Origin of the sequence: Paenibacillus sp. FSL R10-2734 (assembly GCF_037963865.1) — a bacterium.
In the GTDB taxonomy this organism is placed as follows: Bacteria; Bacillota; Bacilli; order Paenibacillales; family Paenibacillaceae; genus Paenibacillus_AQ.
Genome location: NZ_CP150170.1, coordinates 2,580,130 through 2,592,895 on the forward strand (window position 1 = coordinate 2,580,130; position 12,766 = coordinate 2,592,895).

General features: G+C 44.8%; 10 protein-coding genes. 8 read left to right on the forward strand and 2 right to left on the reverse strand.

The genetic code is table 11. From position 1 onward, the window contains the following. Positions 1–16 precede the first annotated feature (16 nt). From NSS67_RS11180 to NSS67_RS11205, 6 genes are all read left to right on the forward strand, one after another. Positions 17–961, forward strand: coding sequence for a DUF1861 family protein (locus tag NSS67_RS11180; RefSeq protein WP_339319596.1), 945 nt, complete (start codon positions 17–19; stop codon positions 959–961). Between the two features lie 36 nt (positions 962–997). After that, positions 998–2,059 carry a glycoside hydrolase family 130 protein gene (locus NSS67_RS11185; protein WP_339319597.1) on the forward strand — a complete coding sequence of 354 codons (1,062 nt, stop codon included), beginning with the start codon at positions 998–1,000 and terminating at the stop codon, positions 2,057–2,059. Positions 2,060–2,126: 67 nt separating this feature from the next. Beyond that, positions 2,127–4,706, forward strand: coding sequence for a glycoside hydrolase family 2 protein (locus NSS67_RS11190; protein WP_339320574.1), 2,580 nt, complete (start codon positions 2,127–2,129; stop codon positions 4,704–4,706). A 1-nt stretch (position 4,707) separates the two neighbouring features. Continuing rightward, a complete protein-coding gene (locus tag NSS67_RS11195) occupies positions 4,708–5,721 on the forward strand; it encodes a zinc-dependent alcohol dehydrogenase family protein (protein WP_339319598.1) in 1,014 nt (337 codons plus the stop codon). A 212-nt stretch (positions 5,722–5,933) separates the two neighbouring features. Next, complete coding sequence (locus NSS67_RS11200) at positions 5,934–7,118, forward strand: glycosyltransferase (RefSeq protein WP_339319599.1); 1,185 nt, start codon at positions 5,934–5,936, stop codon at positions 7,116–7,118. Beyond that, on the forward strand, positions 7,105–8,316 hold the full coding sequence (locus NSS67_RS11205; RefSeq protein WP_339319600.1) for an MFS transporter: 1,212 nt from the start codon (positions 7,105–7,107) through the stop codon (positions 8,314–8,316). Before NSS67_RS11200 ends, NSS67_RS11205 begins: the two co-directional genes overlap by 14 nt. A gap of 4 nt (positions 8,317–8,320) precedes the next feature. Here the strand turns inward: NSS67_RS11205 and NSS67_RS11210 are convergent, their stop codons facing one another. Continuing rightward, positions 8,321–9,700 (reverse strand): MFS transporter, encoded by a 1,380-nt coding sequence (locus NSS67_RS11210; RefSeq protein WP_339319601.1) that lies wholly within the window; start codon positions 9,698–9,700, stop codon positions 8,321–8,323. A 111-nt stretch (positions 9,701–9,811) separates the two neighbouring features. On the opposite strand from NSS67_RS11210, the gene NSS67_RS11215 reads away from it, so the two are divergent. Further along, the gene (locus NSS67_RS11215; RefSeq protein ID WP_339319602.1) at positions 9,812–10,708 is read left to right on the forward strand and encodes a LysR substrate-binding domain-containing protein; all 897 of its coding nucleotides are present in this window, start codon (positions 9,812–9,814) and stop codon (positions 10,706–10,708) included. Next, positions 10,705–11,328 carry a hypothetical protein gene (locus NSS67_RS11220; protein WP_339319603.1) on the forward strand — a complete coding sequence of 208 codons (624 nt, stop codon included), beginning with the start codon at positions 10,705–10,707 and terminating at the stop codon, positions 11,326–11,328. The genes NSS67_RS11215 and NSS67_RS11220 overlap by 4 nt, the downstream gene beginning before the upstream one ends. Before the next feature lie 94 nt (positions 11,329–11,422). Here NSS67_RS11220 and NSS67_RS11225 read toward each other — a convergent pair whose 3' ends face one another. After that, positions 11,423–12,763, reverse strand: a complete 1,341-nt coding sequence (locus tag NSS67_RS11225; protein WP_339319604.1) for a histidine phosphatase family protein — start codon at positions 12,761–12,763, stop codon at positions 11,423–11,425. Positions 12,764–12,766: the final 3 nt, after the last annotated feature.

The following is a 12,766-nucleotide window of genomic DNA, read 5'->3' on the forward strand; positions in this document are numbered from 1 at the left end:
GAGGGTTATTATTATTATGAAACTGCACAAGACTGCTGTGAAAACATGTGAACAACTGCTCAAGGAATTTGCGATGAATAACGCTGCAGTAACAGATATCAAGAAATTAAAATTCACAGGTGTAGGCCACAAAGATGTCTACAACATTACAGCACCTTTTGAAGATGAGAATGAATGGGTGATTGCAGGACGAGTTGAATCTCGTGATAGTGAGCATTCGGATGTCGTTTTTTTCGTTGAGCGTGATGGTGAATGGGTTCCGCGTGAAGGAGCACCAGTCCTAGAACTTCAAGATCCGCTCTTTACCAGAATTAATGGTGAGCTGATTGTTGGAGGCGTTCAAATTTATCCGCATCCAGTAAAGGCTGATGCTTTAATGTGGCGTACAGTATTCTACCGCGGGAAGAACATCGCGAACTTGGAATTATTCTTTAAAGGTCCGGATGGCATGAAGGATTTACGTCTTGTTGACCTAAAAGATAGTATCGGCGTCCTGACCCGCCCACAAGGAGATAAAGGAGGCCGCGGTAAAATCGGCTTTACCCGAATTTCATCGTTGGACGAGTTATCCATTCCATTGATCGAGGAAACGCCGCTATTGGAAGGACAGTTCATTGATGAAGAGTGGGGCGGTGCGAATGAAGCACACTTGCTGAAGAACGGACTTCTCGGTGTCCTTGGGCATATCGCATCTTTTGATGATGCGGGCAATCGTCACTATTACCCGATGGTATTCGCTATTAATCCGGCAACAGGTGAATACTCGGATATTCAAATAATTGCTGTACGCAACCAGTTCTTGCCGGGTGCAACCAAACGGCCAGATTTAGAGGATGTCGTATTCAGCGGAGGGCTTGTTCGCCAAAGTGACGGTACAGCTCATTTATATGCAGGTATCAGCGATGCGGAAGCACAACGTGCGACAATCCCTGATCCATTTGTTCAATTTGAAACTTTATAAGCATGAAATCAACTTGGTTAAGGGAGTTATTACAACATGAAAATCTATCGTTATGAACAAAACCCACTTATTACACCAGCCGATGTCAAGCCATATCATGATGACTTTGAAGTGATTGGTGCATTTAATGCTGGTATCGCTAGCTATAATGGTGAAGTATTAATGTTTCTTCGTGTAGCTGAGCGTCCAATCAGCAAGAATCCGAAAATTGTGAAAGCTCCGATTTATAATCCGGAGACCAATGAATTGGACATTATTGATCTGAATACGGATGATGAGCGTTTCGACTTCTCTGATCCGCGAGTGATCAAGAATCAATCCAAAAGTGCTACATTCCAGTATTTGACTTCACTGTCCTACATCCGAATTGCCCGCAGTAAGGATGGACATCATTTTACGATAGATGAGAAACCATTCGTATACCCTTCCAATTCACTGGAAACCTTCGGAGTGGAAGATCCTCGTGTAACCCAAATTGGGGATACCTACTATATTTATTTCTCGGCAGTCTCCCCGGTAGGCGTTGGAGAATCACTGGTATCAACTAAAGATTTCGTGAATGTAACACATCACGGCATGATCTTTGGACCAGATAATAAAGACGTATTGATTTTCCCAGAGAAAATTAACGGAAAATATTATGCCTTGCACCGCCCAACGACGAAGAGCACTGGAGATCCGGAAATATGGATCGCTGAATCGGACAACTTATTATATTGGGGCAACCATAAGCATCTGATCGGTTTACGTGACGGCATGTGGGACAGCGGCCGGATTGGCGGCGGTGCGGTTCCATTCAAGACCGATAAAGGCTGGCTGGAGCTGTATCATGGGGCAACGCTGGAACATCGTTATTGCATGGGTGCAGTCCTGCTTGATTTAAATGATCCATCAAAGGTAATTGCACGTTCTGATGCTCCTATCATGGAACCGGAAGCAGATTATGAGAAGAACGGATTCTTCGGCGATGTTGTATTCTCTTGCGGTGCACTCGTAGAAGGCGATGTTCTCAAAATGTATTACGGTGTCGCGGATACATCAATGGCTTGTGCAGAACTTAGTGTACAAGAAATCTTAGATAGCTTGGTATACGTATAACAATAAAACGTCAAAACCGAAGTGGTTTTGGCGTTTTAATTTGGGAGAGATGATGAAGAGAATGAACATCAAATTAACTGATAATTGGAAGCTGCGTGATTTTCGTGTTGGGGAAGCCCGGGATCTTGAAGTTGCTTCACCTGAGTTCATTGATTATTTCTGGATGACAACCACAGTGCCTGGTGATATCCACACAACGCTTCGGGAGAAAGGTATTATTGATGATCCATTCTTTGGTCACCAGGATCAGAAATGTCGTTGGGTTGAAGAAAAGGTGTGGTGGTATCGTACGGTTTTCTCCTACGATGATGAACCTGCACTTGGTGAGAAGATGGAGCTATTGTTCGAAGGGTTAGATACCTATGCGACCGTTTATCTCAACGGTGTGGAGCTTGGATCAACAGATAATATGTTCATCAGCCATTCTTTTGATGTAACCCGTGAATTAAATAAGGGGAAAAATACGCTTGCCGTAAAATTTGATCCTGTTCATGTGCACGCAGGCGATAAAATCCAATATTATTGGTCGGGCTTTAGCAAGAAACGGATATGGACACGCAAAGCGCAGAGTCATTTTGGCTGGGACTGGGGTCCACGTCTTGTCTGTGCAGGCATATGGAAAGAGGTGCATTTAATCAAACGGCGTCATGCACATTTAGATAATGTGTTTGCTCGAACAACCTCGATCCAGGATCAAGTGGGTATCGTCGATGTGGATTTATGCGCACATGCCTTTGATCGTGAGTGTTCGTATTCGGCGCGCGTAGAACTGTTAGAGGGTACAAAGATTGTTGCAGAAGCGGATGTCTCTTTGGACAAGGTTTCAGGTATTGTGGTTGACGGGGCTATTACAGCTCGCACGCTTCAACATTCAGTTTCCTTGCAAGTGATGGACCCGAAGCTATGGTGGACCCATGATTTAGGAACGCCTTTCTTATATCAATTACGTGTTACTATATTTGCCGATGGGGAGCAAATAGATACCTATGAGCAGCCATTTGGAATACGCAAGATCGAATTAATGCAGCTTGATGAAGAGGGGCATCATGCCTTCACATTTGTATTGAACGGCGTAAAAGTTTTTGCCAAAGGTGCAAATTGGATCCCTATTGATAGCTTTATTGCGACCGTGCCGAATAGCCGCTATACGCATCTCCTTCAAATGGCTAAGGATGCCAATATGAATATGATTCGTGCTTGGGGTGGAGGCATTTACGAGCGGGATATTTTCTTTGATGAATGTGATCGGTTAGGTATCTTAATTTGGCAGGACTTTATGTTCGCTTGTGCATTGTATCCGGATTATAATCGTAATTTCATGAATAATGTTCACCGTGAAATTGAGCAGGTCGTAAAACGTCTTCGCAGTCGTACGAGCCTTGCCCTATGGTGCGGGAATAACGAGAATGATTGGTTGTATGAGGCGCTGTCCTCTAACGGTGAGATCACACATCCCTTTTATGGAGAAAAAATATATCATGAGCTCATGCCCGCGGTATTGGAGCAACTCGATCCAACCCGAACGTTTTGGCCTAGCTCGCCTTTTGGTGGAAATGATCACAATTCGCGTGATGTGGGCGATACCCATAACTGGCAAGTCTGGCATGGAAATAATGAGCCTCGTCAGTTTGGAGAACTGCAGACACAGGATTATAGTGTTGAAGGGATATCGTTCAAACGATTCAAGTCAGACTTCACGAAATTCGCTAGTGAATTCGGTCTGCATGCCTCTTCCAATCGTTATACCTTAGCGAAGAACATGCCGGACGATCAATTCCACTTTGATAGCGATGAAATGAAGTACCGGAATAAAGACGTCCATTATCCAAAGGGTATTATGCTCATGGAAGGTTTTACAGGGATCCCGAAGGGTATCAATGAATATATTCAATTCTCGATGCTGACTCAGGCAGAGGGTTTAAGGTATGGCATTGAGCATTACCGCCGTAATAAGCCGGACACGAGTGGGGCTTTGTTCTGGCAGTTTAATGATTGCTGGCCGGGAACAAGCTGGTCTGTCATTGACTACTATGGCTTGCCGAAGGCTAGCTACCACTATGCGCGTAAATTCTTTGCACCGATACTCTTATGTATCGATCATGACCCGAACGGGCCGCTGCAGCTATGGGCTATCAATGATCGGCGCGAGGCTTATCAGGATGAAGCGGAATTAACGCTCTATCGGATGGACGGTACGATTGTATATCAGCGTGCTTTCGATGTGACCGTTGAAGCGAACAGTAGGGTTAATTTTGCTAAATTGCCTGAGGCTGAGGTATTACAACAGCATCGTCCACACGAGGTTGTGGCCGTACTTCGTTCGAAGAAGCACGTGACAGAAGAGTATGTCCTCTATTTAAGAGATTATAAGGATATGGATTATCAACCCGCACAACTTGAGATCTCCGTGGATGAAGCGAATGGACAGATCCGCTTGATCTCGGATCGTGTTGCACGGATGGTGATGATCGAACTGGATGCTCCTTGGGTAATCATGGATGATAATTTCTTTGATCTGATCCCGGGTGAGGAGAAGATTGTTCGGGTACATCATGAGGATGCCGGGGATCTGCCTTGGGAGACCTTACGTGTAACAGCGATGAATGATGCGGGTTTACAGAAGCTTGGAACTAAGGAGATGAGCTAATATGAAGGCGGCTGTATTTCAAGGAAAAAAGCACATTGAATTTACGGACTGGGAAGCTCCGGCTGTTGGCTCCAAAGAAGTTAAACTTCGTGTGAAATGCTGCGGGATTTGCGGGACTGATCAGCATATTTATCATGGATTCCCTGGGTCTGCAGAGGTGACAGCTCCGATTGTATTAGGACATGAGCTTGCAGGCGAAGTGGTTGCTGTGGGGGATGAGGTTACAACGCTGCAGGTGGGGGACCGTGTATCGGTAGATCCGAATATTTATTGTGGGAACTGTTATTTCTGCCGGAATGGAAAAGTGCATTTATGTGATGACTTGCAGGCTGTTGGAGTGACTCGTGATGGAGGCATGGGCGAGTATTGCGTTGTTCCTGTGGCGAACTGTTATTTGTTGCCTGATGAAATGAGCTGGATCGAAGGGGCAATGATTGAACCTTTAGGGTGTGTGCTTCATGGTTATAAGAAGCTGGATATTCGTTCGACACATCAAGTCCTAATTATCGGTGGTGGTTTTATTGGTCAATTGTTCTTGCAGCTCGTTAAAGCTGCAGGTGTTAAAGGAATCATTGTCAGTGAGCCGGAAGTGTTCAAACATGACCGATTAGTCGAGTTAGGTGCGGATGAAGCTGTATCTCCTACAGCAGCAGGCGTGATGGAAGCTCTCCAACATCAATTTGATATTGTCATCGAATGTGTAGGCCGTGCGGATTCCATGGAGCTAGCGGTAAAGGCATCACGTAAGGGTGGACAAGTATTAATGTTTGGTGTTGCTTCCCCGGACACGTTGATTCAAGTCTCTCCATTCGAAATTTTTACAAAAGAGCTGCGAATCATGGGCTCTTTCATTAATCCATATACCCATGAGGAATCTATTGCGCTAATTGAGAAGGGAATCGTTCAGATTGAGCCATTGATTAGCCATCGGTTTTCGTTGAAAGAAATTCCGGCAGTTATGGAAGAGTACACGAAACTGCGTGTTTCTAAAGGGGTTATTGTGCACGAGAGCTAGAACAATAATTGAATCAATATCAGCTTATATAAGCGATGACTATTGGCTTTTTCGCCATAGGTCATCGCTTTTTTAGGTGAGCTAGACTGGCTACGATGAGATCATCTTTAGAAAAAATTGAAGAAGTTAATATTCAGTTAAGAATCCCTTCACGATCCGTTTACGCTTCAGAGTTAGAGTTAGAGAAGGCCAAGAGAAAAAGGAGCTTTCTCATGAACACAAATCCTAAAGTACTCATTGTAACTTCGGCATTTGGAGACGGGCATATGAAAGTGGCTGAGGCGATTGAACATTCATTTAGACGCAGAGGAATAAAACGGATCATCACCTTGGATCTTTTCGCAGAAGTTCACCCAAGCCTGAATGAGCTGTCCCGAAGATTCTATTTGAACAGCACGGGTTACACTCAGGAATTTTATGGGCTAGTGTACACAATGACGAGCAAGATGAAACCAGACCACATCATGGGCAGACTGATTCATTCTTTGGGTAAACGAAAAGTGCAGAGGATTATCGACGAGATTCGGCCGGATATTATTATTCATACGTTTCCCTATTTGGCCGCCGCTGAGCTTGCAACAGAAACAAGAAGCCGTATCCCCCTATTCACCGTCATGACAGATTATGTTGTTCATGGCAGATGGCTCCATCCACAAACCACGAAGTATTCTATCGCTACAGAAAGCATGAGAGCAGCGCTGTTATCTGCAGGTATCGCAGAAGAGAAGCTTGTTGTCAGTGGGATTCCAATTCGAGAAGCTTTTGAACAGACTCAGGATCGTGAAGCGCTTATGCGCAAGCATGGGCTAGATGGAAATCGACGCTATCTATTACTTGCGGCAGGAGCTTATGGCGTATTGAGTGACATCAGCAATTTAATCAAGCGCGTGCTACTTCAATCAAGCATCGATTTAATCGTAATATGCGGAAATAATCATAAACTTCGAGCAGCTACAGAAGAGATTTTTCAAGGGAACCCTCGAGTTCACATTTTGGGTTATACGGAAGAAATGCAGGAGCTCATGTGCATATCCTCCTGTCTGTTGACCAAAGCGGGCGGAATTACCTTGACTGAGGCGATGGCTCAAGCACTTCCGGTTATTGTCTATCGTCCGCTGCCTGGTCAGGAGGCTGGCAATGCAGAATGGTTGTCTAAACATAATCTGATAGAGATCGCTTGGAATGAACAGCAGCTCATAGAGCAGCTTCATCGATTGGAGCATACGGCGTACAGAGAAGGAAAGGAACAGCATATGAAGGATTTTTCACGAAAATCAGCCTCGAATGCTATCGTTACCGAAGCTTTAGAGGCTATTAAAATGCGACAGCCTTCTGTTACCTCAGTAAAATCTATGGTTGTTGAAGGGCAGGCGAAGACGGTTCATGGATACTACTAACAAGGTAGAAAGACCACAGCAAACGTTCGCCCGACTCGCGATGATTCTTTTTTTTATAGAGTGGATTAGAGGGGCTGTCCTGATTGCTTTCTTACCAACTTATGTATTAACGAGCTGGGGGCTTACAACTTCAGTAGTAGGCCTTGCGGTCTCCGCGCACTATTTGACGGACAGCTTGATCAAAAGCTTCATTGGCTATCTTTTGGATAGATATTCCGGTCGCATCGTACTTCATTGTGGGTTCTTCCTGGGGTTTGTTGGGCTTTTATTGATGGTAACCACCCATAGTCCTTGGATACTTATTGTAGCTTCTGCTTGTTTGGGAGCTGGGTTCTCTCCGATCTGGATTCTATGTATGAGCCAGGTTTCAGAGGAACAACGAGCACAGCAGATGGGAACCTTATACGTTTATTGGATGGCTGGTTTAGGCCTGGGACCTGTGACTATGAATCTGTTAATTGGTGCTGGCTTGTCGCTGTCCCTAGGCGTGATAGGATTATTTTTCGTTGCTGGCTGGATCATGGTAGGTCTTGTAAAGCTTAACAAGGTGTCGGTAGGGAGCGTAAAAATATCAGTAGGTCAACAGTTTGTATCGCTATGGAACAAAGTGAAGAAGGGAGGGTTTCTGGTTCCAGGTATGCTATTGCAGACCACAGCGGGCGGGATACTAGTTCCGTTTCTAACGAGCTTTGCTATTTCGCATTTGGGTCTGTCACATTCTCAGCTGTCTATCGTGTTATTTATGGGAGGAGTAGGCGTAGTTCTTCTTCTTGTTCCTATGGGAAAATGGTTTGATCAAGTCGGAGGGAAATGGTTCCTAGTGCTTGGGTTCGGCGTGTTTGCGATTGCCCTGTTCGGCTTAACTTCTATTAGCTCCTTCTCCGGCGCCATCTGGCTCTCGCTTCTGCTCGGTTGCGCGTATGCGGCCTTGCTACCCTCTTGGAATGCCTTAATGGCTAGTTATATTCCTGAAGATTCCGTGGGTATAAGCTGGGGACTACTATTCTCTATTGAAGGTTTAGGGGTGGTTATTGGTCCTCTCATTGGAGGCTGGCTGGGAAGCTGGGGCAATGAATTGTTGCCCTTTCAAGTCAGTGCCTGTTTATTTGGATTGATTAGTGTTGTTTACTTACTATCACCAGCCCGATTATTTATTCACAGAAAAAAAGTGACCGGGAATCTTACAAATGTATCCTAGAATCTCAAAGTAATTGCCCTGGCTCCCGGCGCCGCTGATTCATGAATACCAAAGCCAATGCAATAACCGCTAATATAATCCCAAGTACTCGAAATCCCTCGAAGCTGAACTTACCTCCCATTACGATCCCTATCAACAAAGAAGAGAGTATGGTTCCCAGATATCTTGATGTATTAAATAATCCGGATGCTACACCAATAATTTCTTTTGGCGCACTTTGGAATAACGCTGCTTGCATACCTACATTGTTTAACCCGTTACTAATCCCGAATGCAGCCAAAGCCAAACACACGCTGATAACCGGTGAAGTTTGGTTCAATGTCACGAGCCAAACCGACCCCAAGGTCATCAGAATTGCAGACACTAGCAATGCTGGTCTTGGTCCTGATTTATCGATCCATCGTCCTGCTATTGGTGAAGTGACAAGCGAGCAGAGACCTAAGGTTAGCATAAGTATTCCTGTTTGGAATTCGCTGACATGACGCACCATTTGCAAGTAGGATGGAATCCCGAAAAAGAGCGAGTAATAAAGTACGTTAACGAGCATGAATTCCACATTAACCCAAGTCATCGCAGGATATTTGGCGAATGTGCGTAAAGGAATAAAGGGTGAGGATACTTTTAATTCATGTCGTACGAATAATCCCAGCAGAGCGAGGCCTATCAGCGAAACAATAACATTTCCTAAAGAGATATGCCCAGATGATTTTGCTGAGAGTAATCCAACGAGCAGGGCAACCAGACCTAATGTGAAGAGTAGGATTCCTGAGGCATCCATCCAATCCAACCATTTGCGAGGGGACATGCCCGGTGTAACGGCTAGTGACGGCTCCTCGTTAGGAATATTCCTCCAAGATAATATAAAGCTCACTACTACGAAAGGAATATTGATGAAAAAGATAGCAGGCCAGCCCCACCAGTGTATGATGACCCCGCCAATAAAGGGTCCGATGGCTGCCGCTCCGGATAGGAAGATGGACAAAACAGCCAGCGCTGTCGCTTGTTTTTCCGTAATATGAATTCGCACAATGGCCATTCCAACGGCAACCATCATACTTGTTCCAATGGCTTGCACAATGCGGATCACAATAAGCCACGCGAAGCTTGGTGCGAATGGAGCTAACAATGAGGCAATGAAGGCTACAACAAGCCCGGTAAGGAATATCTTTCTGCGACCCAATAAATCGCTGGCCTTTCCCATGACGGGTTGAGCGATGCTACTTGCAATGTAGAAAGAAAAAATAATCCAAGAAACATCTGTATAGTCAAGTTGAAATACATTTTGCAATCTTGGAATAGCAACAGAAACCATCGAAGAATTTAAAGGGTTCAATAGTATCCCTAGACCCACTGAAATCATTAACCATCTACTGCGAACACTCATTTTGAATCCCCCTAAAGCTTATTAATATCATCGTACTTGAATTTTGTTATTCATTCCAACGCATTTTATGTTATATTCTCATTGACTTGAAGGAATGAATAGGGGTGCAAAATGGAACTTCTTCAGCTGCAATATTTTCTCGCGGTAGCTCGTTTGGAACATATGACCGAAGCGGCACGAAATCTGCACGTTACGCAATCGTCACTAAGCAAAACAATTCAGCGCTTGGAGGAGGATCTAGGGGTCCCTTTATTCGATCGAGTAGGGAGGAATCTGCGATTGAATGAGTTCGGAAGCAGATTCCTCCGCCGTGCAGAAAGGGCTCTGTTTGAATTGGAGCAGGGGAAGCAGGAGCTTAACGATTTATCCGACCCGGAGCATAGCACACTCGAATTAGCGGTGACCACCGCAAGTACATTGCCCAATATTCTTCGCGAGTTTCGGAAAAAGAGACCCGATATTCAATTTCATGTGCAAATGCTGACCACGCAAGAGATGGTTACACTTCTGGATAGAGGAGAGGTGGATTTTTGCTTGTCCTCACCGCCTATTGAAGGGGAAGATATCGAATGCCAAATCGTGTTGGTTGACCCCATTCTCGTGGCTGTTCCAAAGGGGCATCGGTTGGCTGATCGAAGCAGTGTATCTTTGGCAGAGCTAAGGGATGAATGGTTTGTCGGTGTAAAGAGTGGGTATGGAACTCGCGATTTAATAGATTCTGTGTGTCAATCGGTTGGATTCACGCCTAAATATGTATATGAGGGGGATGAACCTGCAAGATTAATCACTCTTGTGGAAGCCGAGATTGGCCTAGCCTTCATACCAAGTACGGCAAGGAACTCACGAGAAGACATCAAATATCTTCAAATAGAGAATCATAAATTGGTACGGGAGATAGCCTTAATATGGCATAAGAGTCGATATATTTCACGAGCTGCTTCGGAATTCCGTGAGGTGGTTGTTGAATATTTCGGATCGATATCAAATCAATTTGGGGTGAAGTTATGAGTAGCTGGGAACAAGCTTTGTCAAAGGTATGTGAACTTTATTTTTCATCCAAAATCAAATCGAATTTTGAATGGATCTTGGTAGGCTCGGTTGGTTCAGTTTTACAAGGCTGCGAAATGACGCCAGGAGACGTAGATATTTATACAAAAAATATAGAAGGCATTGAACAATTGGCTGAACTTTTTAAGGGATTTTCTCTTTTGGATAAATGTGAATTCCCTCATGGAGACAACTGGTTATCTTCTTTAGAAGAACCTACATACACTCAAACCTTTCCTTCGGGCTTTACTTGGACAAAAGGAAGTTGGATCATCGATGGATTTAAAGTGGAAGTCGTTCATATATCCAATTCAGCGGGAATTCCTGATTCTATGGAGGGGGATGGGATATGGGAAGGCGGACAATATATTTGGAACCATTTTAAGAACGTGACAATCGGACAGTACACTATTCCTACGGTTCCACTTGAGATACAGTTGGAATCTAATTTAAGACGAAAACGATCAGACAGGACACAAGCCATTATCATTGCATTACAAAAATATGGCTACGATAAAGAGCTAATCGAAAAAGCCCTATCAAAGGAACACTTACCTTATTTTAATTCTCAAATGAATTAAGCTGTACCAATAATATCATTATTGAATAGTAGTGAGGGGGCTTAATTTGGTGCACACCTGTCTTATGCAGACAGGTGTGCACCAGTTCTACTTCTTAATGTGAAAGTGCCTTGCCCTTTTCCAAATAGCTGGTGTCGCCTACTTTTCCTACCGTAAACTTGCCGTTCTCCCATTCCACGATCGTCACGCTGGAATTTGGCAAACCACCTTTGCTCATATCCCAAGCTTTAGGGTCAAGCCCCATGACCAAATCCAAAATGGTGATGCCGTGGGAAACGACAATGATATTCTTTTTCGACCCTTGGTTATCGGCAACGATCTGGTCTACTGCCGCTTTCGTCCGGGCAAAAACCTGAGCCATGTTTTCTCCGTTCACCGAGGTGTAATCGAGTTTCTGGAACGAAGCAACGTTTGCATGCTTCATAATATCTGCTTGATAAGCGCCTTCCAAGTCACCGAAGTTCATTTCTCTCAAGCGCTTATCCGTTTTCAGAATCATGTTTCGGCCTTCCAAAATGGTATCGGCCGTACCTACCGCACGTCCGCTCGAGCTGCTGTATGCTGCGCTGAACGGAATGTCATGCAAGCCTCGTTCCAGATCCTCGGCAACCTCGATGCCTTCTTCCGTGAGCGGAGCATCCGAGAAGCCCTGCATCCGTTTTTGCACGTTAAACAGTGTTTCGCCGTGACGAACGAAGTAGAACGTGAGCTTGTTTTGGCCGTTTTCCGCATAGCTCTGATCGCCGACTTTTTGCACTGTATATTTGCCGTCTTTCCACTGAATCTTCGTTACGCTCGAATTTGGCAAGCCGCCCTTGCTCAGATCCCAGGCTTTCGGGTCGAGACCCATCACCAAATCGAGAATGGTGATGCCATGCGAAACGACAAGTACATTCCCGCCTTTTGTTTTGTTTGCTTCAACAATTTGATCCAGCGATGCTTTAGCCCGCTCGAACACGCCTTGCATATTCTCGCCGTTCACCGAGGTGTAATCGAGTTTCTGGAACGAAGCAACGTTTGTATGCTTCATAACATCTGCTTGATAAGCGCCTTCCAAGTCACCGAAATTGATTTCTTTCAAACGCTTGTCTTTGATCAGCTTGAGATTGCGGCCTTCCAGAACGATATCGGCCGTGTCGCTTGCCCGTTCGCTCGTACTGCTGTACGCGGCAACGAACGGAATGCTTTTCAAGCCTCTGCCCAGGTTCTCGGCTACTTCAATCCCTTTCTCTGTTAGAGGAGAGTCGGAGAACCCTTGCATACGCTCTTGTACATTGAATATCGTTTCTCCATGTCGTACCAGATAGAAAGTAATCCCTTGATCTTCTTTTTTAGCGGTATTATCTGCACTTGCACCAACATTTCCTACACTAAATGAACTTAGAACGAAGAAAGCCATCATGACAGTAAATAACTTAGATAAACTCTTGTGCATATA

Coding starts and splice junctions, on each gene's coding strand:
- NSS67_RS11215 (WP_339319602.1), top strand. CDS start 9,812: ATGGAACTTCTTCAGCTGCAATATTTTCTCGCGGTAGCTCGTTTGGAA.
- NSS67_RS11200 (WP_339319599.1), top strand. CDS start 5,934: ATGAACACAAATCCTAAAGTACTCATTGTAACTTCGGCATTTGGAGAC.
- NSS67_RS11220 (WP_339319603.1), top strand. CDS start 10,705: ATGAGTAGCTGGGAACAAGCTTTGTCAAAGGTATGTGAACTTTATTTT.
- NSS67_RS11210 (WP_339319601.1), bottom strand. CDS start 9,700: ATGAGTGTTCGCAGTAGATGGTTAATGATTTCAGTGGGTCTAGGGATA.
- NSS67_RS11185 (WP_339319597.1), top strand. CDS start 998: ATGAAAATCTATCGTTATGAACAAAACCCACTTATTACACCAGCCGAT.
- NSS67_RS11180 (WP_339319596.1), top strand. CDS start 17: ATGAAACTGCACAAGACTGCTGTGAAAACATGTGAACAACTGCTCAAG.
- NSS67_RS11225 (WP_339319604.1), bottom strand. CDS start 12,763: ATGCACAAGAGTTTATCTAAGTTATTTACTGTCATGATGGCTTTCTTC.
- NSS67_RS11195 (WP_339319598.1), top strand. CDS start 4,708: ATGAAGGCGGCTGTATTTCAAGGAAAAAAGCACATTGAATTTACGGAC.
- NSS67_RS11205 (WP_339319600.1), top strand. CDS start 7,105: ATGGATACTACTAACAAGGTAGAAAGACCACAGCAAACGTTCGCCCGA.